The sequence below is a fragment of the Streptosporangium amethystogenes subsp. fukuiense genome, from assembly GCF_042665875.1.
Classification (GTDB): Bacteria; Actinomycetota; Actinomycetes; order Streptosporangiales; family Streptosporangiaceae; genus Streptosporangium; species Streptosporangium fukuiense.
Map to the genome: position 1 here is coordinate 9,279,583 of NZ_JBHTEE010000001.1, position 24,825 is coordinate 9,304,407.

General features: G+C 71.0%; 18 protein-coding genes, 1 tRNA gene and 2 pseudogenes. 8 read left to right on the forward strand and 13 right to left on the reverse strand.

Features of this window, described 5'->3' with window-relative positions; genetic code table 11:
* Positions 1–118: 118 nt before the first annotated feature.
* Positions 119–192 (forward strand) — tRNA-Lys (locus ACFQVD_RS41220).
* Positions 193–423: 231 nt separating this feature from the next.
* Positions 424–1,317, forward strand: a complete 894-nt coding sequence (locus ACFQVD_RS41225; RefSeq protein ID WP_343962913.1) for a DMT family transporter — start codon at positions 424–426, stop codon at positions 1,315–1,317.
* Positions 1,318–1,710: 393 nt separating this feature from the next.
* On the opposite strand, the gene ACFQVD_RS41230 is transcribed toward ACFQVD_RS41225, so the two are convergent.
* From ACFQVD_RS41230 to ACFQVD_RS41250, 5 genes and pseudogenes are all read right to left on the reverse strand, one after another.
* Positions 1,711–1,983: a hypothetical protein gene (locus tag ACFQVD_RS41230; protein ID WP_364148626.1), complete on the reverse strand. Its 273-nt coding sequence runs from the start codon at positions 1,981–1,983 to the stop codon at positions 1,711–1,713.
* A pseudogene (locus tag ACFQVD_RS41235) lies at positions 1,920–3,222 on the reverse strand (4Fe-4S dicluster domain-containing protein). Before ACFQVD_RS41235 ends, ACFQVD_RS41230 begins: the two are co-directional and overlap by 64 nt.
* Positions 3,223–3,429: 207 nt before the next feature.
* Positions 3,430–4,976, reverse strand: a pseudogene (locus ACFQVD_RS41240) (molybdopterin-dependent oxidoreductase); the annotation flags it as partial.
* Positions 4,973–5,275, reverse strand: coding sequence for a hypothetical protein (locus ACFQVD_RS41245; protein ID WP_343962909.1), 303 nt, complete (start codon positions 5,273–5,275; stop codon positions 4,973–4,975). The pseudogene ACFQVD_RS41240 and the gene ACFQVD_RS41245, both read right to left, overlap by 4 nt.
* A gap of 343 nt (positions 5,276–5,618) precedes the next feature.
* Positions 5,619–5,975 carry a hypothetical protein gene (locus ACFQVD_RS41250; RefSeq protein WP_343962907.1) on the reverse strand — a complete coding sequence of 119 codons (357 nt, stop codon included), beginning with the start codon at positions 5,973–5,975 and terminating at the stop codon, positions 5,619–5,621.
* A gap of 493 nt (positions 5,976–6,468) precedes the next feature.
* On the opposite strand from ACFQVD_RS41250, the gene ACFQVD_RS41255 reads away from it, so the two are divergent.
* Positions 6,469–9,399 carry a glycosyl hydrolase gene (locus tag ACFQVD_RS41255; protein ID WP_343962905.1) on the forward strand — a complete coding sequence of 977 codons (2,931 nt, stop codon included), beginning with the start codon at positions 6,469–6,471 and terminating at the stop codon, positions 9,397–9,399.
* 38 nt (positions 9,400–9,437) lie between these two features.
* Here the strand turns inward: ACFQVD_RS41255 and ACFQVD_RS41260 are convergent, their stop codons facing one another.
* Complete coding sequence (locus tag ACFQVD_RS41260) at positions 9,438–10,403, reverse strand: SCO6745 family protein (RefSeq protein ID WP_343962903.1); 966 nt, start codon at positions 10,401–10,403, stop codon at positions 9,438–9,440.
* A 299-nt stretch (positions 10,404–10,702) separates the two neighbouring features.
* Here ACFQVD_RS41260 and ACFQVD_RS41265 point away from each other — a divergent pair, with 299 nt between their 5' ends.
* The 5 genes from ACFQVD_RS41265 (at position 10,703) to ACFQVD_RS41285 (ending at position 16,396) form a co-directional block, all read left to right on the forward strand.
* A complete protein-coding gene (locus ACFQVD_RS41265) occupies positions 10,703–11,728 on the forward strand; it encodes a hypothetical protein (protein WP_343962901.1) in 1,026 nt (341 codons plus the stop codon).
* A gap of 137 nt (positions 11,729–11,865) precedes the next feature.
* Positions 11,866–12,822 carry a TIGR03885 family FMN-dependent LLM class oxidoreductase gene (locus ACFQVD_RS41270; protein ID WP_343962899.1) on the forward strand — a complete coding sequence of 319 codons (957 nt, stop codon included), beginning with the start codon at positions 11,866–11,868 and terminating at the stop codon, positions 12,820–12,822.
* 213 nt (positions 12,823–13,035) lie between these two features.
* Positions 13,036–13,503 carry an ATP-binding protein gene (locus tag ACFQVD_RS41275; RefSeq protein ID WP_343962896.1) on the forward strand — a complete coding sequence of 156 codons (468 nt, stop codon included), beginning with the start codon at positions 13,036–13,038 and terminating at the stop codon, positions 13,501–13,503.
* Positions 13,504–13,650: 147 nt separating this feature from the next.
* The gene (locus ACFQVD_RS41280) at positions 13,651–14,973 is read left to right on the forward strand and encodes an MFS transporter (protein ID WP_343962893.1); all 1,323 of its coding nucleotides are present in this window, start codon (positions 13,651–13,653) and stop codon (positions 14,971–14,973) included.
* Positions 14,974–15,226: 253 nt separating this feature from the next.
* On the forward strand, positions 15,227–16,396 hold the full coding sequence (locus tag ACFQVD_RS41285; RefSeq protein ID WP_343962891.1) for a M20 metallopeptidase family protein: 1,170 nt from the start codon (positions 15,227–15,229) through the stop codon (positions 16,394–16,396).
* Positions 16,397–16,408: 12 nt separating this feature from the next.
* Here the strand turns inward: ACFQVD_RS41285 and ACFQVD_RS41290 are convergent, their stop codons facing one another.
* The 7 genes from ACFQVD_RS41290 to ACFQVD_RS41320 form a co-directional block, all read right to left on the reverse strand.
* Positions 16,409–17,374: a D-isomer specific 2-hydroxyacid dehydrogenase family protein gene (locus ACFQVD_RS41290; protein ID WP_343962889.1), complete on the reverse strand. Its 966-nt coding sequence runs from the start codon at positions 17,372–17,374 to the stop codon at positions 16,409–16,411.
* 78 nt (positions 17,375–17,452) lie between these two features.
* Positions 17,453–18,385: an endolytic transglycosylase MltG gene (mltG, locus tag ACFQVD_RS41295; protein ID WP_343962887.1), complete on the reverse strand. Its 933-nt coding sequence runs from the start codon at positions 18,383–18,385 to the stop codon at positions 17,453–17,455.
* Positions 18,382–18,894, reverse strand: a complete 513-nt coding sequence (locus ACFQVD_RS41300; RefSeq protein WP_343962885.1) for a SigE family RNA polymerase sigma factor — start codon at positions 18,892–18,894, stop codon at positions 18,382–18,384. The genes mltG and ACFQVD_RS41300 overlap by 4 nt, the downstream gene beginning before the upstream one ends.
* Positions 18,895–19,195: 301 nt before the next feature.
* On the reverse strand, positions 19,196–20,476 hold the full coding sequence (locus ACFQVD_RS41305; RefSeq protein WP_343962882.1) for an NAD(P)/FAD-dependent oxidoreductase: 1,281 nt from the start codon (positions 20,474–20,476) through the stop codon (positions 19,196–19,198).
* The gene (locus ACFQVD_RS41310; protein ID WP_343962880.1) at positions 20,473–21,846 is read right to left on the reverse strand and encodes an NAD(P)/FAD-dependent oxidoreductase; all 1,374 of its coding nucleotides are present in this window, start codon (positions 21,844–21,846) and stop codon (positions 20,473–20,475) included. The genes ACFQVD_RS41305 and ACFQVD_RS41310 overlap by 4 nt, the downstream gene beginning before the upstream one ends.
* Complete coding sequence (locus ACFQVD_RS41315; protein ID WP_343962878.1) at positions 21,843–23,276, reverse strand: FGGY family carbohydrate kinase; 1,434 nt, start codon at positions 23,274–23,276, stop codon at positions 21,843–21,845. The genes ACFQVD_RS41310 and ACFQVD_RS41315 overlap by 4 nt, the downstream gene beginning before the upstream one ends.
* Positions 23,273–24,820 carry an amino acid permease gene (locus ACFQVD_RS41320; RefSeq protein WP_343962876.1) on the reverse strand — a complete coding sequence of 516 codons (1,548 nt, stop codon included), beginning with the start codon at positions 24,818–24,820 and terminating at the stop codon, positions 23,273–23,275. The genes ACFQVD_RS41315 and ACFQVD_RS41320 overlap by 4 nt, the downstream gene beginning before the upstream one ends.
* Positions 24,821–24,825: the final 5 nt, after the last annotated feature.

Consider the following 24,825-nt stretch of genomic DNA (forward strand, 5'->3'; position numbering starts at 1 on the left):
CTCGAACCGCAGGTGGCCGCGCGATTCCATCCCCCACCCCACTCCGCGAAATAACATGCTCATATGTCGGCTCATGTACGGACTACAGCGCCGGGTCCGGTAGTCTTGTCGAGGTCGGGCGCCGCTAGCTCAGTTGGTTAGAGCAGCTGACTCTTAATCAGCGGGTCCGGGGTTCGAGTCCCTGGCGGCGCACTTTGGTACAGGCCGACGACATGGGCATCCTCGCTTCCGGCGGGGGTGCCCACAGTCGTTTCCGGGCCCGGGCGCGCGGTCACCTCCAGCGGAGTGGTGGATGAGTTGATCTCCGCGTGATCCTGTTTCTGCAGACATCGCCACGTCATCGGACAAGTGGGTAAATACCTCCCTGGGTTCATCCGGCGGATTCGTGGAGGTGGCGATGCGGGACCGGCAGGCGTCAGTCCTGTGATCGTCACCGTGCTGCTGGGGCTGGCGGCCTCGGGCCTGCTCGGACTGGGGTTCGTGGCTCAGCAGCACGCGGCCTACACCGAACCGCTGGGGGAGATGCTGCACCCGCGCCTGCTCCTGGACCTGATCCGCAAACCACTGTGGCTACGCGGCATCGCCGCGATGATCTTCGGCCAGGTCCTCGGCGCGCTGGCCCTGCAGCGTGCCGACGTCGCCCGCGTCGAACCGCTCCTGGCGACCAACCTCATCTTCGCCCTGGCCGTGGCGGCGGTCGCATACCGGGAGCGCCTGGGCCGGTGGGAGTGGCTGGGAGCGGTGCTGGTCAGCGGGGGAGTCGCGATGTTCCTGCTGTCCGGGCAGCCGCAGGGCGGCGGCGTGCCCGGCTCGACCTCGGTGGTGTGGGTGGCCATCCTGGCCACGCTGATCCTGGCGGCCGTGCTGGTGCTGGTGGCGGTACGAGCCGCGCTGCCGGTCAAGGCGATGCTGCTGGCAGCGGCAGCGGGCACGCTGTACGGGATCCAGGACGTGCTGACCCGCGCCTCGCTGGTCACGCTGGAGCGGGCGGGGCAGGGACTCACCGGGCTGCTGACCATCTGGCAGCCGTACACATTGCTCGTGGTCGCGGTGCTGGGCATCCTGCTCAACCAGAGCGCCTTCGACGCCGCGCCGCTGCGCGTCTCCCTGCCGGCCACCACCGCGGCCGAGCCCGTCATCGGGATCGTGCTGGGCGTGGCGATCCTCGGCGAGCGCCTGCGCGTGGACCCACTCGCCCTCGCGGGCGAGGTCGCGGGCCTGATCGCGCTGGTGGCGGGAATCGTCATCCTGGGCCGCTCGCCGTTCCTGGCCAAATCCGAGCGGGGCACCCATCGGCGTCCGGGCAGGGAGCGGTGATGATCACGGTCGTCTTCGCCGTGCGCTGCGCGGCCGGCAACGCGGCGGCGTCGGCATCGGATTCGCCGCCACGTTCACGCTGAACCGCCCCCGGTAGCCGGTTCGGTGCAGGGGCCGGTCACATCCTCTCCTTTGATCTTGCCGATGTTCCGCGCGGGCACGATCCGGGTCAGTGAGGCCGCTGGTGGACGTACAGTTCCCGCCGGTCGGCCGGGCTCAGGGCGCGCTGGTCGGGTACCGGCAACTCGTAGCGGACGGCGGCACGGGCGCCGGCCGCGCGTCATCGAACCCTGTCGTATCGGCTTCGCCGGGGTCCGTGACGAGCGGTCCACCACGCCGTACCGCAGGTGAGGATGACGATGGCTGTCAGCGGCAGGTAGGACTTCAACCGGTTCACGACCCACTCTCCCGGGCGGCCGCCTCCTCCAGGCGGGCGCGTTGCGGTTGGACGGTGTACCGCGGGTCCCGGGACGATTCCAGGCCCGCGTGGAAGATGCCGAAGCGGGTGCACAGGGCTCCGGCCAGCAGGGCCGCTCCGGCGCCGACGGCCGCGGTCCTGTCGCGGCGGGCGAGGGTCTGCGCGGCCACCGCCCCGGTCATGTTCAGGGCCTTGCCCAGGCGCAGCAGGACGCCGCCCCGCCCTGTGCCCAGCGGGCGGGCGACCATGCCGAGCCGACGCTCCATGCGGCGGGCGGCGGCGTACTCGGCCAGTGCGCCCGCCACGGCGAGATGGGGCCGGCCTCGGAGACGGGGGCGGCCAGCATGCCCAGGCCACCGGCCGAGGCAGCGGCGGAGCCCGCGAACAGCCAGGGCAGTTCGCGGTACGCCTCGTGCCACACCGGCACGGCCGTGTCGGCGATGAGCGCGGCGGTGTAGGTCGCGAGGGCGGGGCCGATCAGCCCGGCGGTGGCGGTCGCCGCGCGCCCGGTCCGCGGCAGGCGGCCGGTGACGGCGGTCAGCGCGGCGAGGCCGGCCGGCGGCCCGTACGCGCCGAGAATCCAGGCCCCCACGCTCATCGGCGAGGTGACCTTGAACACCCGAAGCATGTTGAGGAACCGGGCCGGACGGCCGAGGTCGTGGATGAGGGTGTACAGGGAGCCGCCGAGCGCGCAGGCGGCACCGGCCTTGGCCGCCCGCGCCAGGCATCGCCGCCCGGTCAGGTCCGCCGCGGCGGCCAGCGTGGAGGAGGCCCCGGCCAGCCCGCCGAGGAAGAGGTAGCCGGCGATGTCGTGGTCGGTCCACGGGATCGGGCGGCAGGCCGTACACTTCCGGCTCGTCCAGCAGCAGGGAGAACGCGCCCGTCCCGCCGACGCCGTCGCCGGGGTCGTGGCCGTACAGGCGGGCCGAGCCCACGCCGGCCTCGTGCAACCGCGCGAGCCTGCGCTCGGCGCGCGCCCGCAACTCGGACAGCTCGCCGAACTGGATGGAGTCGGTCGGGCAGCTCTTGGCGCAGGCCGGCTCCTGGCCGACGCCGAGCCGGTCATAGCACATGGTGCACTTCCAGGCCAGGCCGTCCCGCTCCCTGCGGGCGATCACGCCGTACGGGCACGCGGGCACGCAGTAGCCGCACCCGTTGCAGATGTCCTCCTGCACGACCACGGTGCCGAACTCGGTGCGGAACAGCGACCCGGTGGGGCAGACGTCCAGGCAGGCGGCGTGGGTGCAGTGCTTGCACACGTCGGAGGACATCAGCCAGCGGAACTCGGCGCCGTCGGCCCCGGCAGTGCGGCCCGGCTGCTCGATGAAGGCGACGTGCCGCCAGGTCGAGGCGCCCAGGCCGCCGGTGTTGTCGTAGGACATGCCGGTGAAGCCGAGCGGGTCGTCGGGGATCGCGTTCCACTCCTTGCAGGCGACCTCGCATGCCTTGCAGCCGATGCAGACACTGGTGTCGGTGAAGAAGCCCATCCGCTCCCACCACACCAGCCGTTTGCTTTCGCTCCACGGGCGGCCCTCGGGATCGGCGGAGGCCCGGTTGTACAGCACGCGCCGGTTGGCGGGCCAGGCCCAGGCCCACTCCGCGGCGATCCAGTCCTGCTCCTCGGCCGGTTTGCGGCGTGCGGCCTGGTTGACGCCGTCGGCGTACACGCCGCAGTAGATCCAGCAGCCGCACGCGGTCGAACCGTCGTCCTTCAGGGCGGTGTACGCGGACAGGGGGCGGCCCTCGGCGTCCCAGCCGTTGATCTCGGCGAGCACGGCTTCGGCGACCGGCTCCGCGACCCGCCCCTCGGTGGGGTAGTCCCAGGTGAGATCCAGGATCGGGGCGTCCATGGGGTCGGTGGAGCCGGCGAGCCTGCGGCGGATGATCCGGCCGAGGTGGTACATGAACCACAGGTCGCTGCGGGCGTCGCCGGACGGCTCGACCGCCTGGTGGTGCCACTGCAGCATCCGGTTGGTGTTGGTGAAGCTGCCGCTCTTCTCGGTGTGGGCGGCGGCGGGGAAGAAGAACACCTCTGTGCCGATGGCCTGTGTGGCCAGTTCCCCGGTCTCGATCTCCGGGCCGTCCTTCCACCAGGTGGCGCTCTCGATCAGGGTGAAGTCGCGCACGACGAGCCAGTCGAGGTTGGCCATCGCCATCCGCTGGAACGCCTGCCCTCGTCGTGCCGCTCGTAGTCCTCGTCCCGGTCGCCGGCGGCGGCCACGACCCGCATGCCCTGGTACTGCCAGGTCTCGAAGTCGTAGTGGCGGGTGTCGGCGTTGAAGCCGGAGAACAGCCCGTCGAGGTCCTCGGTGTCGCGGTACTCCTCGGTGATGAGGGTGGCCGCGTTGGTGTAGTTGAGGACGTACTCGCGGAAGTACAGTTCGTTCTCCAGCACGTGGTGGATGATTCCGCCGAGGAAGGCGACATCGGTGCCGACGCGGATCGGCACGTGCAGGTCGGCCAGGGCGCTGGTGCGCGTGTATCGGGGGTCCACGTGGATCACGACGGCGCCGCGCGCCTTGGCCTCCATCACCCACTGGAAGCCCACCGGATGAGCTTCGGCGAAGTTGGAGCCTTCGATGACGATGCAGTCCGAGTGCTGAAGGTCCTGCATGAAGGTCGTGGCGCCGCCCCGGCCGAAGGAGGAGCCCAGGCCGACCACGGTCGAGCTGTGGCACACCCGGGCCTGGTTCTCGATCTGCACCACCCCGAGCGCGGTCAGCAGCTTCTTGATCAGGTAGTTCTCCTCGTTGTCCAGGGTGGCCCCGCCGAGGGCGGCGATGCCCATGGTCCTGGCGGTGCGCCTGCCGTCGCGTTCCCACTCCCAGGTGGCGCGCCGGGTGGCGATGATCCGGTCGGCGACCATCTCCATCGCCTCGTCGAGCCCGATCTCCTGCCAGTCGCGCCCGTACGGCGGCCGGTACAGCACCCTGTGATGGCGCCCCGGCCCCGTCGTGAGCTGGAGGCTCGCGGCCCCCTTGGGGCACAGCCGCCCCCGGCTGACCGGGGAGTCGGGGTCGCCCTCGATCTGCACCACCTTCTCGCCGCGGACGTAGACGTTCTGGGCGCAGCCGACGGCGCAGTAGGGGCACACGGACTTGACCACGCGATCGGCGGACGCGGTGCGCGCGGTCGACTCCTCGCTGCGCCGCGACTTGACGGCAGCCCCCCTTCCCAGCCGGTCGGGGCCGGTGAGCTGGCGCAACAACGGCCAGGAGCGGAACGGGACGCGCCGGCTCATCGAGCCTGTCCCGCGTTGGCGCGCATCTGCGGGTCGGACCAGGCGCGCCGACGCATCCACTGGTGCACGTTGCCCCGCGCCGACGGATTCACCTCCCGTGGATTGACCAGACGCTGGCTGCGCGAGGGCAGCATCCCGGGACGCTCGCGCTGCTCCCGGGTCACCGTGTCGCCGCCGTCGGCGGGCACGCCGGTCGCGACCAGGTAGGCCCGCCCCGGTGGCATGCCGAGCATCTCGCCGATCTCCACATAGCCCTGTCCGCACGCCAGCAGCCGCAGGATCCGCTGTTTGCCCGGCATCTGTCCCCCTTGGTGACCGTTTGCGGATCGATGCCCTGCCCAGGCTGTGCGCACCGCCAGAAAAGCGTCAAGGAATCGGCTGGGCTCTGCGACCCCGCGGCCTATGCGCGACTCGGAGACCGAAGGGTGGCATGAGCCACCCGCCGCCGATCCACCGCGGTTGTCGAGTCGCATCCTCATGATCATGGGGACTCTGGGAGTAATGGTACGTAGTCGCCTGTGTGGTTTAGGCGGTTCCTGTCGGTGAACAGCATTCGATCGGCCGGGTCGCTGCCGGCGAATCGCGGGTCCAGGTCCTGACCGGCACGGCCAGGACCTGGACCCGCGATCTCCGGGGTGGTGATCAGCCGACGTTGGCGCAGATCGCGTAGACGCTGATGCCGACGTCGTTGTAACCGGGCTGGCGGCCGAGGCCGATCCAGCCGCCGCCGTCATCGGTGGGGAAGGAACCCACCAGGACGGCCTGGTTGCCCTGTGCCTCGGCGCCGCCGCCGACGGCCTTCTTCCCGGCGGGGCAGCGGACCACGCGGCGCTGGAAGTTGGGGACGTTGGCGTTCGGGAGCTTGACGATCTGGTAGCCCGTGAAGTCGGCCGCGGCCTCCGTGTCGGCGGCGGCGGATACGGAGGCGGTTATCGCGGTCAGGCTCGCGATGCCGACGGCGACGCTCAGGGTGACGGTCATGAGCTTCCTGCTTCGCATGATCTCTCCTGGGACGGGGAGTGCCTGAATGGTCACGCACAGTAAATTAGCCGTCACGCTGAGTGTCCAGCCTTGATTTTGTCACCGTTCCGCCAGTTGCGGCCGCCGCGCCGATGGGCAGGCGCGCGCGGGCGGAGGTGCCGGGTCCGGCGGAGAGGGCCGCGCGGGAGCTGGAAGTGGAGGTGGCCGGCGGTCGGCCGATGCTGGATGTCGATCACTGCTGAGAGCGCTCTCAGATCAGGATAGGCCCATTTCTTGATTGTTGGCCAGGGGGGCGATGTGTCGCCTGCGGGGGCGAGGTGCGGGTGTCATGCGATGGAACGCCCTGTTTTCTGGGCCTATGCCGTCCCGCCTGCATATCTGCTCTTTACTTATTCGTTACCAACGCGAAACGTTGACTGCTGTGACGCGGGCCGTTACTTTGCGGTGAGAGAGCGCTCTCTCATTCCGGTCCGCTTCGGAGCCCGACTCCTCTCCCCGGAGGCACCCCCCAATGGATCCCTCGATCCGGACCACGGGTCCGGACAACGCGTATCCCCGCGAAGGACGACTCGCCCACCGCATCCGGACCCGCCGCAGGCGCCTCGCCGCCGGCGTGGCCGTCGCGCTGGTGGCCGGGCTGCTCGGCCTCGGCGCCGCCCACTCCGCCGAGGCGGCCACGGTCGGCGCCGGTGGCTACGCCGACACCCTCCCGGCCGGCCGCTCGCTGCCGACCGGCTGCGGCTCCCTCTCCACCAACCCCCGCCAGTGGGTGACGGCCAACGCCCCTGCCGGAGCCGTGCCCACCAACGACTGGTGGTCGTCGATCCTGTTCAAGAAGACCGACTGCGCGTACGGCGAGCCGCTGCATGCCCACCCGATCTCCTACGACACCTTCGGCAATGGCCTCGGCTTCTCCTACAACACCACCCCGCAGATCAGCGGCACCGCCACCGGGGTGGGGGAGTACCACTACCCGTACGTCGAGAACATCAGGGTCGGTGTCGCGGGCCTGAACTCGCCGGACGTCAAGGTCGACGGCTGGAGCGACTGGACCGTCACCCCGTACTGGAGCGGTGGCGGCCGGACCATGAAGGCCACCATCGGCCATGGCCTGCCGTTCGCCTACTTCCAGATCACCGGCGGCGACGCGCAGATCACCGCGGCCGGCACCCCCTCGGTCTGGTCCAACAGCGGCGCCACCATCGGTTTCACCGCGGGCGGCCGCGACTACGTCGCCTACGCCCCGACCGGCGCGACCTGGTCGGTGAGCGGCACGACGATCAGCTCGTCCCTCGCGGGCAAGGGCTTCTTCTCGGTGGCGGCGCTGCCCGCGGGCGGCGACCGCGCGACCCTGGCGAACACCTACGGCCAGTACGCGCACGCGCACGTCACCGGCACCCGGGTCTCGTACTCCTACACGCCGTCCAACAGCACGCTCACCACGACGTATGCCTTCACCACCACGGCCAGGCAGGGCAGCGCGACCGGCACGGTCATCGCGCTCTACCCGCACCAGTGGAACCACCTGACCGGCTCCACGCCGCTGGCGCAGACCTACGTCTCGGCGCGCGGCCAGATGAAGATCGTCACCGGTACGCAGTTCAGAACGTCGATGAAGTACACCGGTGTGCTGCCCGAGGTTCCCGCGGTGGCCGACAACTCGGGCGCCGACCTCACCACGATCACCAACCACCTCAACGCCGAACTCGGCAACCCGATGGACAACCGCGGCGACGACACCTACTGGACGGGCAAGGGCCTGGGCAGGGCCGCCCGCATCGCGGAGATCGCCGACCAGCTCAACCTGACGTCGGTGCGCACCGCCGCGCTGAACGCCATCCGCACCCGCCTCAACGACTGGTTCACCGCCTCACCCGGCAAGACCAGCCGGGTCTTCTACTACAACCCGGCCTGGGGAACCCTGCTCGGCTACCCGGCCTCGTACGGCTCCGACCTGGAGCTCAACGACCACCACTTCCACTACGGCTACTACATCGCGGCCGCCGCGACCCTGGCCAAGTTCGACCCCAACTGGGCGAAGACCAGCCAGTACGGCGGCATGGTGGACCTGCTGATCCGCGACGCCAACAACTACGACCGCGACGACACCCGCTTCCCGTACCTGCGTGACTTCGACATCTACGCGGGCCACGACTGGGCGGCCGGGCACGGCTCGTTCGGCTCGGGCAACAACCAGGAGTCCTCGTCCGAGGGCATGAACTTCGCCAACGCCCTCATCCAGTGGGGACAGGCCACCGGCAACACCGCGGTCCGCGACGCGGGCATCTACATCTACACGACCCAGAACGCGGCGATCCAGGAGTACTGGTTCGACGTGCGCGACCAGAACTTCCCCGCCGCCTTCGGCCACAGCACCGTCGGCATGGTCTGGGGCTCCGGCGCCGCCTACGCCACCTGGTTCAGCGCCGAGCCGGAGATGATCCAGGGCATCAACATGCTCCCGGTCACCGGCGGGCACTTCTACCTGGGCGACAACCCCGGCTACGTGACCACCAACTACAACGAACTGGTACGCAACAACGGCGGCCCGCCCACGGTGTGGCAGGACATCATCTGGGAGTTCCTCGCCCTGGGCAACGGCGACACGGCACTGGCGAACCTCAGGGCAGGCGGAGGCTTCACCCCGGAGGAGGGGGAGAGCAGGGCTCACACCTTCCACTGGATCCGCAACCTGGCAGCTCTGGGCAACGTGGACAACTCGGTGACCGCCAACCACCCGCTGGCCAAGGTGTTCAGCAAGAACGGCGCCCGGACCTATGTCGCGTCCAACATCACCGGCAGCGCGATCACGGTGACCTTCTCCAACGGCACGACGCTCAACGTGCCTGCGGGCAAGACCGTCACCTCGGGAGCCCTCACCTGGAGCGGCGGCAACGCCAACGGGGGCACCACCGGCCCCGACCCGACTCCCACGCCCACCTCGACCCCCACCCCGACCCCGACGGTGGGCCCCTTCACCGCGACGCGCTACCTGCAGTCCGGTGGCGGGCTGCCGGGCACGGCGGGCAGCGCGGGCACCGTCACGCTGGCCGCCGCCAACGGCAACCGCGACGGCACCCCGACCAACGCGCAGGTCTTCACGGCGACCGGCCTCACCGGCACCTACAACGGCGGCTCCACCACGTTCGACCTCTTCGTGGACGCGGGCACCACGGTCGCCAACGGCACCCAGATCCGCGTCTCCTACGATCTGACCGGCAACGGGAGCTGGGACAGGGTGGAGACCTACGCCTACTTCGCCACCGACCCGGTGACGGGCTGGGAGCACTACACGCAGGGCGCGGGGCCGCAGTCCGCCTCGGGGACGCTCGGCAACCTGTCGGGAGGCCAGGTGAAGGTCGAGGTCTGGAGCGCCATCGGCAACGGCACCACCGCCCTCGGCGTCGGCAACCAGTCCCTCGTACGGCTGCCGTTCAGCTGATCCACGACGGGGCGGCGGGTCTCCCGCCGCCCCCGACCTCAGCCGATCTTCGAGGGGAAGGCCGGGAGCGAGAGCTCCCGGCCGTTCTCGCTTCCGGCCGGCAGGCCGATCGGGCTCAGCGTCGGCGGGATGCCCGCCTTCACGACGGCCTCGGTCAGCGGGCGGAGCAGCCGGGCGAGGACGGAGGTCCGCTCGTCACCGAGGGCCCGCCAGGGACCGGCCGCGGCCTCGTCGGTCAGCCGTTCGATCCGCGCGCGCACCCGGGTGCCCTCGGCCGTGAGAGCGCCGGAGGCGTCGACCCATCCGCGCTCGCGCAGGGCGGCGGCACCGGACTGCCACTCCTCGTCCGGCCAGGGGCGTGCCACGCGCAGCAGGTCCAGGTCCGTCTCCCCGGCGGCGACCTTGAGCAGATGGGCCTGGGTGGGGGAGACGCCGTGGGCGACGAGCGCGGCCACGTGCCCGTCTCCCCGATGTTCGCGCAGCGTGGTCGCGGCCTGCCAGAGCAGCAGGTGCGGCTCGTCCGGCGCCGGCAGCGCCTGGTTGGCCGCGCTCAGCACCCGGCCGGCGGTGTCGGCGAGCCGGGCGGCCCGCCAGGCGAGGTCGGCCGCCGCGCGCAGGTCGTCCGGGCCGGCCACCTCGTCGGTGAGCAGGTTCCGCAGCGCCGCCTTCGCCCCGTCGAGCCGGGCGCGGAGCACGTCGCCGGGGGTCGCGAACGTCCACGCGTCGGGGAGTGCCCTGGAGACCTTGGCCGGAGGGAAGCCGTGGAAGGCGGCCGTGACGACGTCGGGGCCGACCGGTCCGAGCGGCGCCGCCCTGGTCGCGAAGTACCCCATCCAGAAGCCGCGCATGCCGACCGCGTCGGACGCCGCCCGAGCCTCCGGGGCGAAGTAGGTGACGGCGTGCAGAGGCTCCAGCAGTCGCCACATGACACGCGGAACGTTCGGTTCGTGCTCCGGCACGGTCTCACACCCTGTCTCATGGATCCTGGCGGATCGGCTGTGCATGTTCATACGGTACTCGGCGAAATGACCGTTGATCGCCTTTGGGAAGATCCGCTCATCTGGTCCGAACACTGACCTGATCAGCGAAGATGGGTCATCCTCCCGGTAAGGTTGGGTCTTCTCAAGGGATGCCGCGCGGGTTATCAAGAACTCGGAGCGAATTGTGATCCCAGACGGTCCATTCTCTGCCGCCGAGCTCCCGGTGCCACCGTCACGTCTGGTCGCCCAACCCCCCCGAGCCGATGGAGAACCGCGTGCGTCAGTTACTCATAGTGATCACAGGAATCCTTTGTGTCGTCGCCATGCTGGCGACGGGCGTCACGGCCGCGCAGGCGGCCGTCCCCGACAGATGGGGTTTCGCCGTCGTCGACGTCACCTCGGGTATCCCCAACCCCGGCCACCAGGCCGGTAGCTGGCCGGGAGGCTTCAACGTCACCGTCTCCCCGGGCGGGGTAGGGCAGACGTTCGTGAGGTTCCCGCAGATCGCGACCACCAAGGGCGTGGTCCACGTCACGGCGATCTCCCAGACCGCCTACTGGTGCCAGGTGCAGAAGTGGGGACCCGCGGGGGCCGACCTGGTGGTGGCGGTGCAGTGCTATCGCTACGGTGGGGCCCCGGTCTCCACCCCGTACAGCATCGTCTTCGAGGAGAGCACCGGCCTGCTGCCCGCGCCGGAGGCGCTCGGCTACGTGTACTACGACGGCACCTCCATCGTCAACCAGTTCAACTCGGCCGGGGCGGGGAACGCCGTCGCCGGCGGCGGAGGCTCCTGGACGGTCACTCTGCCCGGCCTGGGCTCGGCCGGCTTCGCCGGCAACCTGCAGGTCACCGCGGTCGACTCCGTTCAGCCCGCCCGGTGCAAGGTCGCCAACTGGGTCCCGAGCGGAGGCGCGCAGACGGTCCAGGTGCGCTGTCACAACGCGACCAGCGCGCCGCTCAACACCGGCTGGACCCTTACCTACCAGCGGGAGCGGGCCATCACCGGCGCGGCGATCCCGCCGAAGAACTTCGCCTACACCTTCGACAACACCCCGGCCAACCCCGGCCCGTACGGACCGGTTCCTCCGGCGGTGAACTACAACTCCCAGGGCGGGCTGAACACCGTCCAGAGCTCGGGAGTCGGCCAGCGCATGGTGCTCTTCCCGATCGTGGGAGTCCTGCCGGACCACGTCCAGGTCACCGCGTACGGACCCGGTCCGGAGTTCTGCAACCTGCAGACCCTCTGGGCCACCAGCGGAGGTACCGCGTACGTTCGCAACGTCGTCTGCTACAACGCCGGCACCCGCCTCGACTACCCGTCCCTGGTCACCTACACCTCGGCCTTCTGAGACCGCGGGCACGGTCCCGGCCGGACCCCGGCCGGGACCGTGCCCGCGGCGGCGCGACCCCCGCCCGCACCGGCCGCCGCCATCCCTCGGGCGCGTCCTTCCGGAATGGACGCCCCTCTTCCGGGTAGCCGGGGACGATGACGACCTACGGCTTTCACTCCTCACACGAGCAGATCCATCCGGCAGAACTGCTGAAGGCGGTCACCCGGGCCGAGCAGGCGGGGTTCGCGGCGGCGATGTCGTCGGACCACTTCTCCCCGTGGAGCGGGCGGCAGGGGCAGTCGGGGTTCGCCTGGTCCTGGCTGGGCGCGGCGCTGCAGGCCACCGGCCTGCCGTTCGGCGTGGTCAACGCCCCCGGGCAGCGCTACCACCCCGCGATCGTGGCCCAGGCGATCGGTACCCTCGGGGCGATGTACCCCGGGCGCTTCTGGGCCGCGCTCGGCACCGGCGAGGCGAGCAACGAGCACATCACCGGCGAGCGCTGGCCGCGCAAGGAGGTCCGCAAGCGGCGGTTGCGGGAGTGCGTCGACATCATCCGGGCGCTGCTGGCGGGGGAGGAGGTCAGCCACGACGGCCTGGTGACCGTGGACCGCGCCCGCCTGTGGAGCCGCCCGGACGTCCCGCCGAAGCTGGTCGGCGCGGCGGTGAGTGTCGAGACGGCCCGCTGGTGCGCGGAGTGGGCCGACGGACTGATCACCGTGAACGGGCCCGTCGACCGGCTGCGCGAGGTCGTCGGTGCCTATCGGGACGCCGGCGGCCGTGGAAAGGCGGCACTCCAGGTCCACCTCAGCTGGGCCGAGAACGAGGACGAGGCCATGGACATCGCCCACGACCAGTGGCGGAGCAACGTCTTCTCCCCGCCGGTGAGCTGGGATCTGGAGACCGCCGAACTCTTCGACGTGGTCTCCGCGGACGTCTCGCGGGAGAAGGTGGCCGAGGCGGTCAACGTCTCCTCCGACCTGGGCCGGCACGCCGCCTGGATCAACGAGTACGCGGACCTGGGGTTCGAGGAGATCTACCTGCACCACGTGGGCCGGCAGCAGGACGCCTTCATCGACGCGTTCGGCGCGAAGGTCCTTCCCCAGCTGCGCTGACCTCCGGTGCGGCGGCCGTGGCCCGCCGGTGACCTGGGGAATCCGCACCGAAGAGGTCCGGGTGATATCCGGTGACCCCCCACGGCGGCCAATGAAGTGAATTTTCCTCACTTTCGTGACATAGGACGGAAACAATTAAGGCGAAATCAATTCACAGATGCGGTTAGATGTTCTACCTTTGTTGTGGGAGCGCTCCCATCAGAAGGAGGCGCGGTGTCTCTCCACCACAGCTCATCCGCGGCGTACCTCGACGCCGTCCCCGAGTGCGCGGCCGAGTGCCTGCTGTCCGCCGCTCCGTCGAGCGTGCGTGACGCCCGTTCGATGGTTCGCCGGGAGCTCTCCCTGTGGGGTGCGGACGACCTCATAGACGACTGCGTGCTGGTCGTCAGCGAGCTGGTCACCAACGCCGTCAAGCACGGCGGTGCCGCGTGCGCACTGCGAATCCGCGGTGGCGGAGGGCTGGTCCACGGCGAGCTCTTCGACCCCGGGACGGGCGCGCCCCGCGTGTGCGCCCGCGACATGGAGGCCACCGGTGGCCGGGGCCTGCAGATCGTCGACGCCCTCGCCGACGACTGGGGTGTCACCTATTCCCCCTCGGGCGGCAAGACCGTCTGGTTCGTCCTCGGCCGCCCCGAGCCCGCCCGCCCTCATCCCACCGGTATCCCGGCCCTGCGGCTCTGACGGCGGTCCCGAGCACGACGGTCACGCGCCGGATGCGGGCCGCCCGGCGGGGCGTGTTACCGCACCCCGGCAGGTGAAGGCACAATCTCGGCGTATCTCCCCATAGGCTGCGGACAGCCGGCCCCCAGGGAGAGACACGCATCGCCCATGACCACGTACGACCACACCCGTCGCGCCTGTTACACGGGATATGTCACCCAGGCGATCGTCAACAACCTGGCTCCGCTGCTGTTCATCGTCTTCCAGACCCGTTACCAGCTGCCACTGGAGATGCTCGGCCGGCTGGTGCTGCTCAACTTCGCCACCCAGCTGGTCACCGACATCGTGGCAGTGAAGTTCGTGGACCGGACCGGTTACCGCATCCCGCTGGTGCTGGCACATGTCCTGTCGGCGCTGGGGCTGGTGTCGCTGGCGGTGGTCCCGGAGCTGTCACCCTCCCCGTACCTGGGACTGTGTGCCGCCATCGTCGTCTACGCCGTCGGCGGCGGTCTGCTGGAGGTGCTCGTCAGCCCCGTCGTGGACGCGCTGCCCAGCCCGCAGGAGGGCAAGGCCGCGGCGATGAGCCTGCTGCACTCCTTCTACTGCTGGGGACAGGTCGCGGTGGTGGCGGGCAGCACCCTGCTGCTGGCCTGGATCGGTCAGGGCGCCTGGCAGGTCCTGCCCGTCGCCTGGGCACTCATACCGCTGGTCAACATGGTGGCCTTCCTGAAGGTGCCGCTGCCCGCGACCGTCCCGGACGAGCACCGCACCGCACTGCGGGAACTCTTCCGCGCCCCCGCCTTCGCCGCGGCCGTCGTGCTGATGCTCTGCGCCGGCGCGGCCGAGCTGACCATGTCGCAGTGGTCCTCCCTCTTCGCGGAGGAGGGGCTGGGGGTCTCGAAAGTCTGGGGTGACCTGGCGGGTCCGTGCCTGTTCGCGGTCCTGATGGGCGTCGGACGCATCGTCTACGGACTGTGGGGCGAGCGGATCCCGCTGGTACCCGCGATGACCTCGTGCGGCGCGCTGGCGGCCGTCTGTTACCTGGTGGCCTGCCTGTCCGCCGACCCGGTGGTCAGCCTCGTCGGCTGCGCGGTGTGCGGCCTGGCAGTCAGCCTGCTGTGGCCGGGGACCTTCAGCCTCGCCGCCGCCCGCTTCCCGCTCGGCGGCGCGGCCATGTTCGGCGTGCTGGCCGTCTTCGGCGACGCCGGCGGCGCGGCCGGTCCCTGGATCGCCGGAGCCGCCGCGGACGCCTCCGCCGCGGCCACCGGGCTTCTGGGTGATCTGTCGGCCGTGCTCCCCGACGACGGTGGTTCGGGTCTGCGCGCCGGCATCCTCGTCGCCACCGCCTTCCCGCTCGCCGTCGTCGCGGTCACCCTCGCGTACGGCATCCGGGCCGGGCGCGCGGGCATCGTGACAGGCGACATCGTGACGGGTGATGCGGACGGTGAGGCGGCCGGTGACCCGCCCAGGGATCCTCGCCTCACAGGATGAGTCGCGGCGGTGCCGGCGCCGGGCCCCTGCCGACGCTCCGAGTGGTTCAGGGGGTTCAGAAGGGTATGACGAGCCTTGTCATACCCGATCACCGGGCCGCCGACCACAGAGGAGTATTTGATGGATTCGCACCCGTCCGACAGGATCGCCGTGGTCGACGGCGTGAGCGGGGGCATCGGCCCGGCCGTGGCCCACGTGCTCGGCGGGGAGGGCGCATGAGGGACGGCCGCCCCCGCGGTCTCGGGGGAAGACGGTGAGCGAGATCGGCGCGCGGCTCCGCGACGCGCTCCACGCCGAGTTGCCCGCCGCCTACCGGCTGCGCCGGGAACTGCACGCCGAGCCGTGCCTGTCCGGCCAGGAGGAGCCGACGCTCAAACGGGTGCTGGACGCGCTGCCCGAGGGCAGCGCGATGGAGCGGGTGGCCGGGACCGGCGCGCTCCTCCGGGTCGGCGGCGACGGCCTGGCCGTCGGGGTGCGCGGGGAGCTGGACGCCCTGCCGATCCCCGAGGAGACGGGGGTGCCCTGGGCCTCGCAGAACGGTGCCATGCACGCCTGCGGCCACGACGTCCACCTCGCCGCCCTGGTCGCGCTGACCAGGGCGATCGACCACGTGAAGGCGCCGGCGCCGATGGTCGCGGTGCTACAGCCTCGCGAGGAGGGTCCCCCCTCCGGCGCCCGTGACATCGTCGAGTCGGGCGCGCTCCAGCGGAACCTGATCGGCGCCATGATCGCGGCACACGTCCAGCCGGTGCTCGCCGCCGGTCAGACGGCCTGCACTCCCGGCGCGGTCAACGCCTCCGCGGACCAGTTCACCGTCATCGTCAAGGGGCAGGGCGGGCACGCGGCCTATCCCCATCTGGCCCGCGACCCGATCCTGGCACTCGCCCAGGTCATCGTGGCCGCCCAGCAACTGGTCAGCCGCGACGCCGACCCGATGACGCCGACGGTGGTCACCTTCGGGACCGTGGTGGCGGGCAGCGCTCCGAACGCGATTCCAGGGCAGGCCGCCGCTCGCGGCACCATCCGTACGATGTCGGAGTCCTGGCGCCGGCATCTGCACCAGCGCTTCCACGAGCTCGCCGAGGGCGTCGCCCGCGCCTACGGCTGCGAGGCGGAGATGCGGATCACCTACGGGGATCCGGTGCTCGTCAACGACGCCCGCCTCGCCGAGGAGACCGGCTGCATCCTCGTCGACGCCGCCCACCACATGCCCGCCACGTTGCGCTCCTGCGGTGCCGATGACTTCGCCCACTTCGCGTCGGTCGTGCCGTCGCTGATGCTGTTCGTGGGCACCGACACGAAGGCGGGACTGCACAGCCCGTACTTCCTGCCCGGAGACGACACGGTGCGGGCGCTCGCCGAGAGCCTGCTCGCCGGCTACCTCGGCGCCGCGCAGGTGATCGGCGCGGGCCAGGGCCACTGATCCGGTCGCGGGTCAGTACCCCGCGGCGGGATCGACGACCCCCTCCAGCGGGAGGCCCGCCCGCAGGTTGCGCACGTTCCGCTCCAACCGCTCGCAGAACATCCGGGTGACGTACTCGGCGGAGTCGGCGCAGTGCGAGGTGATGAGCACCCTGGGGTCGGCCCAGAGCGGGTGCCCCTCGGGGAGCGGTTCCGGGTCCGTCACGTCCAGTCCGGCGGCGGAGATCGTCCCGGCGCGGAGGGCCTCGACGAGCGCGTCGGTCCGGATGTGCGCGCCGCGGGCGACGTTGACGACGACGGCGTGCGCAGGCAGCAGGGCCAGCTCGGTGGCGCCGATGACGTGGGTCGTCTCCGGCGTCAGGGCGAGGGCCAGCACCAGGATGTCGGTCTCCGGAAGCACCGTGGGCAGGGCTCCGGGCGGCAGCGTCTCCTCGGCGCCCTCGATGCTCTCCGCCCGGCGGCGGATCACCCGGATCCGGCACTCGAACGGCCGCAGGAGCCGGATGAGCTCGCCCGCTATACCGCCGCCGCCGAGGATCGTCACCCGCCGGCCGTGCAGGGACCGGGGATCGACCGGGCACCAGCGGGGGGTGCGCGCCTGCCGGGCGAGGTTGCGCAGGCAGGCCAGCATCAGCGTGAGCGCGTGCTCGCCGACCTGCCCGGCGAACGACCCCTTGGCACAGCTGAAGACCACCGGGCGGTCGAGCACGCCGGACGCGGTGAATCTCTCCACTCCCGCCCAGGGGAACTGCACCCAGCCGATCCGGGGGTGGGCGTCCAGAGTCGAGCGGAGCAGTTCCGGCTCACCGGGGATGAGCCACACCAGGCCGTCCGCCTCGGCGAGCGGGACGTTGACGCCCCCGCCGCCGGACACGGCCTCCTCGACCGCGAGGCGCAGGAGGTCGAGGCCGGGGGAGTTGGGGCGGTCGTAGGCCGCTCCCGCCCCCGGGGACGGGGCTATCGCGATTCGGGCTTCCATGACCGACATTCTGTATGTGGCCCACCGGCCGGGTTTCTCGGCGTCCCGCACTCGTCGCCGGACGCTGGCCGGGATCGATCACCCGGACCCGTGCTTCTCGCGTTCCTTGACCAGCTTGAAGAACTCCTGCTCGGAGGCCGCGAACTCGGTGACGCCCCGCTCCGGGTCGGTCACCACGAAGAACAGCCAGGGGCCGGCCGCCGGCCTCAGCGCGGCCTCGACGGCATCGGCGCCCGGGCTGCCGATGGGGCCGGGCGGCAGGCCGGGGCGCGCGTAGGTGTTGTACCGCGACGTGCTCCGGAGATCCTTGGTCGAGGCGCCGACGCTGAACTTGTTCAGGCCGTACAGGACTGTGCTGTCCAGTTGCAGCCTCATCTCGGGGGTGTGATCGAGCCGGTTGTGGATGACCCGCGCGATCTTGGGCATGTCCCGCCTGTCGGCCGCCTCGGCCTGGACGATGCTGGCGATGGTCAGGATCTCCAGTGGCGTACGGCCGACACGCCTGGCCCCCTCCACCAGCCTGGCGTCCTCGGCGGCGCGGGCGAAGCGCGCCACCATCGCGGCGAGGATCTCCTGCGGGCTCGACGCGGGCGAGACCTGATAGGTCCCGGGGAAGGCGAACCCTTCCAGCGCACCCTTGGCGTAGCCCGGAAGGCCGAGCGCCCCGCCGTCGGCGGCGGCCCGCCTGAACTCCGCCACCGGCCTGCCGGTGGCGGTCGACAGCCGCTCCAGGATCTGCGAGAGCCGCAGCCCCTCTTTCACGGTGACGCTCTTCGCGACCACCTCGCCGGTGCCCTGCCCGATGGGGGCCTCCGCCACCCGGGAGGACAGCCCCCCGACCACGAGCGTGGACCCGAGCGCCAGTACGGTGACGGCCGCGGCCGCCGCCAGGGCGAGGCCACGGCGGCGGGGCCGGCCCCCGGCGGCCCGGAGGAATCGGCTGGGTGGCGGCGGTTGCTCCTGGCCGGCCATGTCGGAGAGGGTCTCGCGCACCAGATCCTCGATGTTCATCGCAACTCCCTTACGGTGCTCAGTTCGGGGGCGGCCTTCCTCAGGCGCTCCAACGACCGGTAGATCTGGCTGCGCACCGACCCCACCCTGACACCGAGCAGTCGCGCGATCTCGGTCTCGGACAGGTCCTCGAAGTAGCGCAGTACGAGCATGGTCCGCTGCCGGGGCGTCAGCCGGGCGAGAGCCGTGCGCATCACCAGGCGCAGGTCCACGCTCTCGGCGTGCCCCTCGTCGGCCTGATCGGGCAGCCACTCGGTGGACACCTCCGCGACGCGGGAACGGCGTCGCCACCAGCTCACCTGCTCGTGGTACATGACGCGGCGGACGTACCCCTCGATGGCCGCCGGGTCGCGAAGAGAGCGCCACTTCGCCGCCGTCTTCGCCAGTGCCGACTGCACCAGGTCCTCGGCGGCGTGCCGGTCACCGGTCAGCAGGTACGCGGTACGGAACAGCGCCCCCGACCGATCGATGACGAACTCCCGGAAGCCCGCCTCAAATCCTGGATCCACCCGTCCTCCTCGCCATGTCACCAAGCAAGGACGCGGACAGGACGCCGATCTATGCCGACACGGCCGAACCGATCCGCACCGTCCGGTGCGGTGGCTCGGTGTCGCGGGTGGTGGACGAGGGCCGTTGATGTCTGTGGCGCGGTGCGGGGTGGAGGGTGAGTGGGTGGTTGAGCGCTGTTCGGTTTTGCGGGTTGGGGAGGGGGCTGAGGGTCAAAACCCCTGCGGAAAAGCCTGTCCCCTCACCCCGCACATACGAGCGGCCCCCGACCGGTCTGGTCGAGGGCCGCTCACCGGGGATGCGTCAGGTCTCCACGCCGATGTGCACCGGACCGGCGTCCGGCCTGACCGCGGTGAGGACGCTCGTCGGGATGCGGAACACCCGGCCGGGAGCCGCCGGCCACCACAGCCGCTTCCGGGCGATGACCCTCCCCTCCTGTCGGAGAACGATCCGGGGGAACGGGATGTAGCGGTCGCTCCACAGCAGCAGGCGGCGGCGGGCCGGGGCCGGATCCTTCGGGCGGAAGATCTCCGGCGCCACCCAGCGGAAGGGCGCGTCGGCGATGAGACGCACCTGCTCGGCCGGGGGGCTGCCGCCGCGCAACCAGGCGATGACGGCGCGCACGACGTGGGCGCCGTCGATCGCCGCGATGTCCGCGGTGTCGACCGGGTGGAGCAGGTTGCCCACGGCGAACACGCCCGGGGTGTCGGTACGCAGCGCGTTGTCGACCAGCGGGCCGTTCGTGCCGGGGTCCATGGTGATTCCCGCCGCGCGTACCAGCTCGTGGTCGGGGATCCAGTCACCGGTGAGGACGAGCGTGTCGCACTCGACGACCCGCCTTTTGCCGGTGTCGAGGTCCTCGATCTCGACGGCCCGCAGTTCCGGCCGGCCGATGACCTTCGTCACCCGGGTGCGGGTGGCGACCCTGGTACGGAAGAGGATCCGGCCGGGGACGCTGAACAGGGAGTAGGAGTCCGGCCGGGGATGCTCGGTGGTCATCAGGACGGTCCGGCAACCGGCCTCGCGCAGGGTCAGCGCGGCCGACCAGCTGACCAGCTCGGCGCCGACGACGACGGCTCTCTTCCCGACCTTCCCGTGCTGCAGGTGGACGAGATTCTGCAGGTGCCCGGTGGTGTAGACGCCGTGGGCGCGGTCTCCGGGAATGAGCCGGGCCGGTCGTGGGCGTTCCCGGGCACCGGTCGCCAGGATCACGGCCCGCGCCTCGACCCGGACGCGGCCCCGCGGGGTGGTGGCCTCGATCGTCCGGTCACCGGCCCAGTTCGTCACGGTGGCGTTCGTCAGGATCTTCGCACCGGCGGCCTCGGCCTGCCGGACGAGCCTCCTGGCGTAGGCAGGACCGCTCATGAAGCGCCGCATGTCCCTGATCCCGTAGCCGGGATGGTCGCTGTGCCGGGGGATGCCCCCGGCCGTGCTCTCCCGGTCGAGGACGAGGACGTCACCGTTGATCCTCGGCGCGAGTTCACGGGCGGCGCTCAGCCCTGAGGGGCCGGCGCCGACGATGACGACGGCCGGGGTGAGGACGGTGACGTCGCCGGTCGACGTCTCCGATGTCGTCGGTGTCATCGTCGCTCCTCCAGCAGCTTCTTGACCTCGGCGCCGCAGAAGAACCCCTGGCAGCGCCCGTTCATCGCCCGGGTGCGGCGGCGCAGTCCCTCCAGGGTGGCCGGCGGGATCGGCGACCGGAAGGTGTCACGGACCTCACCGGCGGTGACCCGCTCGCAGAAGCAGACCACCTTGCCGTAGGCGGGGTCGGCGGCGATCCGGGCGGCGTCCTGGTACGGGCGGGTGAACGCCTCGCCGAGGTTGGGCATGCGGGGCGGCTCCGGCAGCCTCTCCCGTGGTACGAGCGCCAGCCCGGCGTCGCGGGCCAGGCCGGCGACGTGCTCGGCGATGGCGATGCTGGCGGTCAGGCCGGTCGAGCGGATCCCGCCGACCAGCACGTAGCGCCGCCCGGCGTCGGCCTCGATGAGGTAGTCGGGATGGTCGCTCGCCGCGCGCAGGCCCGCGTAGGTCGCGGTGACCTCCTCAAGCAGCAGGTCGGGCATCAGCTTCTCGCCCTTGCCCAGCAGGAACTCGAATCCCTTCTCCGATGTCCCGGTGTCGGTGCGGTCGACGAGGTCCTCGGCGGTGGGACCGAGCAGCACGTTGCCGTAGACGGTGGGGCTGATCAGCACGCCCTTGCCCCGCGAGCTGGGCACCGGCAGAATGATCTTGTTGACCATCGGGCGGGCGAGCTTGTCGTAGACCAGCAGCTCGCCGCGGCGCGGCGTGACCGTGAAACGGTCGTGGCCGAACAGCCGGTCGACGACGTCGGCGCCGAGCCCGGCCGCGTTGACCACCCAGCGGGCGTGCACGTCCCCGCCGGAGGCGCGCAGCACCGTGCGGTCGCCGAGGTCCTCGACCGAGGTGACCGCCCGGTTCAGCAGCAGCGTCACCCCCCGGTTGACCGCGTCCGTGGCCAGGGCGAGGTTGGTGGTCCAGGTGCAGATGATCGACTCGTCGGGAACGGTCAGGCCGCCCAGGGCGCCTTCCCCGAGGTGGGGAAGTTGCCGGTACACCTCCTCGGGGCCGACGATCTCCGTCCTGTGGTACCCGTTCTGCTCCGCCTTCTCGCGCAGGCCCGGCAGCGCGTCCAGTTCCTCGGCGGTCCAGGCCACCAGCAGTGCCCCGGTGTGCTCGACCGGGATGCCGGTCAGCTCGGCGTACTCCGACAGCAGGTGGTAACCCTCACCGACCAGCCGGGATTCGAGGGTGCCGGGCTTGGCGTCGAAACCGGTGTGCAGGATGGCGGTGTTCGCCTTGCTCGTGCCGTCACCGACGTCGTCGCGCGCGTCGAGCAGCGCGACGCTCAGCTCGTGGCCGGCCAGCTTCCTGGCGATGGCCGAGCCGACGATGCCGGCACCGATCACCGCCACGTCGAACGTGGTGTTCATCGTGTTCCCTCCCGCGCCAGGGTGGCGCCGACCGCCTCCGCCCAGCGGGAGCGGAAGTCGGCCGCCTGATCAGCGGACCATCGGGGTTCGTAGGTCGTGCTGGGCTCCCACGGGTCGACCGCGTCCGCGAGGGAGAGCGACGGGTCGAGCGAGGCGCGGGCCAGCGCCACCGCCCCCATCGGGGTGGCGTGCTGGGAGGGGTAGACGTCGATCCGGATCCGCATCAGGTCGGCGACCGCCTGCATGAGGACCCTGCTGCGGGTGAGCCCGCCGTCCACCCGCAGCCGGGTCAGCGGCTGCCCGAGGTCGGCGGCGACGAGGTCGCCGAGCTCGGCGACCTGTGCCGCGATCCCCTGCAGCACGGCGAGCACGAGGTGCCCGGAACCGGTGGAGAGGGTCAGCCCGGAGAACGAGGCCTTGGCGTCGGGACGCCACCAGGGGGCCGCCAGGCCGGCCAACGCCGGCACGCACAGCACCCCCTCGGCATCCGCCGCCGCGACCACGTCTAGGTCCGCGGCACCGCGGATGAAGCCGAGATCCTGGATCCACCGTACGGCGGAGGCGGCCGTGTAGACCTGGCCGTCGAAGCAGTACGAGGTCTCCCCCCGGACCCGCCAGGCGACCGAGGCGGCCAGCCCGGCGGTGGAGCGCGCGGTGGAGGTGCCGGTGTTGGCCAGCAGGAACGCGCCGGTGCCGAAGGTGCACTTCGCCTCGCCCGGGTTCAGGCAGTTCTCGGCCAGCAGGGCGGCCTGCTGGTCGACCACGAGTCCGCCGACGGGGACGTTCCCGCCGAACGCGGAGGTGTGGCCGACCACCTCGTCACAGGAGACGATGCGCGGCAGGCGCTCGGTGCCGAGCCCGAACAGCTCCAGCAGCTCCGGGTCCCAGTCGCCGTCGTCGAGCCGGGTGACCAGCGACCGGCCGGCCGTGGCGACGTCCGTGACGAACTCCCCGGTCAGGTGGTGGATGATCCAGGAGTCGGAGGTGGTGACCACCCCCTCCCCGGTCACGTTCCGGCGTAGCCAGGCCATCTTCGGGGCGGAGAAGTACGGGTCCAGGATCAGCCCGGTGGTCGCGGCGATCCGGTCCTTGAACTCCTCCAGCTCCGCGCAGATGCTCTCCGAGCGGCGGTCCTGCCACACGATGGCGGCCGAGAGCGGTTCCCCCGTGGCGGGGTCCCACGCCAGGACGGTCTCGCCCTGGTTCGCCAGTGTGACGGCGTCGATCCGAACCCCGGCCCGCGCGACGGCCGCTCGGCCGGCGCCCCGCACCGAGTCGAGCAGCTCCCGGGGGTTCTGCTCGACCCCGCCGCCGGGCAGGTAGGTGGGGCGGACCGGGAGCTCGACGAGGCCGAGCACCTCACCGCGGGCGTCGACGACGATCGCCTTGGTGCCGGATGTTCCCTGATCTATCGCCAGTACGGTGGTCACCGTCGGTGGGTCCCCTCCGCGTGCCTGCCCTTGGCCGTACCCGAGGCGTCGGCGGTCAGCTCCGCGTCGATGGAGTGCATGTCCGGCATCACCAGGCCCTTGGCGCCCCTGGTGAGCAGCAGGTAGGCGAAGTACACGGCGCCGAGGGCGAGCATGAGGAGCACGTAGACCCACGACTCCACGAACGAGGAGTCACGGAAGAGCAGCAGCTCGAACACCAGCCAGATCAGCGCGACGATGATCACCGGGATCTCCCAGCGGCCCAGGGCGAACCCCTTGCTCGGCGGCAGCGACTTCCGCTTGACCACGTACAGGACGACGGTGCCGGTGTAGATGATCGCCGGCAGCAGGGTGGCGGCGGCGAACAGGCCGAAGAGGGCGTCGGTCCGGGTGGAGAAGACCGCCAGGATCAGCTCGCCGATGACGAACATGAAGAGGGTGGCGTTCAGCGGGGTGCCGAAGCGCGGGGAGACCTTGTGCAGGCCCTGCCAGCCGGGGAAGCGCTGGTCGCGGGACATCGCCCAGACCAGCCGCACGCCGGTCATCAGGATCACCATGCCGCAGGCGAAGATCGCGATGACCACCAGCACGAGCAGCGCCGTACCCACCACGGGGCCGAGCGACCGGCTGATCACGTCCGCGACCGGGGTTCCCGACTTGGCCAGCTCGACCGGGTCGCCGGCGAGCAGGGTGACGGCGACGAGGAACAGGAAGCCGAGCACACCGGAGGCGAGGACCGCCTGCCACATGGCGCGGGGGACGACCCGGGCCGGGTCCTTGGTCTCCTCGGCGAGGTTGGCCGCCGACTCGAAACCGACGATGGTGAACGCGCCGAGCAGGAAGCCCAGCATCCACGGGCCGGCCGAGGTGAGCGTGCCCATGCTGAGGTAGCCCTCGGACGGGATGGCGCCGGTGCTGAACAGGTTGGCGAAGTTGACCTCCTTGGCGACGAATCCCACGATCAGCAGCAACAGGACGAGGGCGATCATGCCGATCAGCTCCGCCGTCACGGCGAAGTTGTTGACCCGCTCGGCCCACTTCGTGGAGAGCCCGACCAGCAGCGCCTGGCACAGGATGACCACACCGGTGATCACCCAGGCGTTCAGCGCGGTGCCCTCGTAGCTCAGCAGCACGGGCATCACGGTGGAGGCGATGGTGTAGTCCACCGCCACGACCACGACACCGAGGAACGAGAACGAGACCCAGCCGATGATCCAGCCGAGCACGGGGTTGGCCAGCCGGGACATCCACTGGTAGGAGTAGCCGGTCACCGGGATACGGGCGGCCAGCGAGCCGAAGATGAAGGCGACGGCGAGCTGGCCGACGATCACGAGTGGCCAGGTCCAGATGCCCGCGGGGCCCGAGGTGTTCAGCACCGAGCCGTAGGTGGTGAAAATGCCGGTGGCGATCGAGACGAAGGCGAATGCCACGGCGAACGAGGCGAAACGCCCGGTGCCGCGCTTCATCGCCTGCTTGTAGCCGAATTCCTCGACACTTGCGCCGCTCTCCTGATTGCCCGGCGCGGGTGGTGAATACTGGGTCATGGACC

Excerpts from the sequence above, each read along its gene's own strand:
- ACFQVD_RS41230 (WP_364148626.1), bottom strand. The coding sequence starts at position 1,983 with ATGGTCGCCCGCCCGCTGGGCACAGGGCGGGGCGGCGTCCTGCTGCGC.
- ACFQVD_RS41245 (WP_343962909.1), bottom strand. The coding sequence starts at position 5,275 with ATGCCGGGCAAACAGCGGATCCTGCGGCTGCTGGCGTGCGGACAGGGC.
- ACFQVD_RS41250 (WP_343962907.1), bottom strand. The coding sequence starts at position 5,975 with ATGCGAAGCAGGAAGCTCATGACCGTCACCCTGAGCGTCGCCGTCGGC.
- ACFQVD_RS41255 (WP_343962905.1), top strand. The coding sequence starts at position 6,469 with ATGGATCCCTCGATCCGGACCACGGGTCCGGACAACGCGTATCCCCGC.
- ACFQVD_RS41260 (WP_343962903.1), bottom strand. The coding sequence starts at position 10,403 with ATGCACAGCCGATCCGCCAGGATCCATGAGACAGGGTGTGAGACCGTG.
- ACFQVD_RS41265 (WP_343962901.1), top strand. The coding sequence starts at position 10,703 with ATGCTGGCGACGGGCGTCACGGCCGCGCAGGCGGCCGTCCCCGACAGA.
- ACFQVD_RS41270 (WP_343962899.1), top strand. The coding sequence starts at position 11,866 with ATGACGACCTACGGCTTTCACTCCTCACACGAGCAGATCCATCCGGCA.
- ACFQVD_RS41280 (WP_343962893.1), top strand. The coding sequence starts at position 13,651 with ATGACCACGTACGACCACACCCGTCGCGCCTGTTACACGGGATATGTC.
- ACFQVD_RS41290 (WP_343962889.1), bottom strand. The coding sequence starts at position 17,374 with ATGGAAGCCCGAATCGCGATAGCCCCGTCCCCGGGGGCGGGAGCGGCC.
- mltG (WP_343962887.1), bottom strand. The coding sequence starts at position 18,385 with ATGAACATCGAGGATCTGGTGCGCGAGACCCTCTCCGACATGGCCGGC.
- ACFQVD_RS41305 (WP_343962882.1), bottom strand. The coding sequence starts at position 20,476 with ATGACACCGACGACATCGGAGACGTCGACCGGCGACGTCACCGTCCTC.
- ACFQVD_RS41310 (WP_343962880.1), bottom strand. The coding sequence starts at position 21,846 with ATGAACACCACGTTCGACGTGGCGGTGATCGGTGCCGGCATCGTCGGC.
- ACFQVD_RS41320 (WP_343962876.1), bottom strand. The coding sequence starts at position 24,820 with ATGACCCAGTATTCACCACCCGCGCCGGGCAATCAGGAGAGCGGCGCA.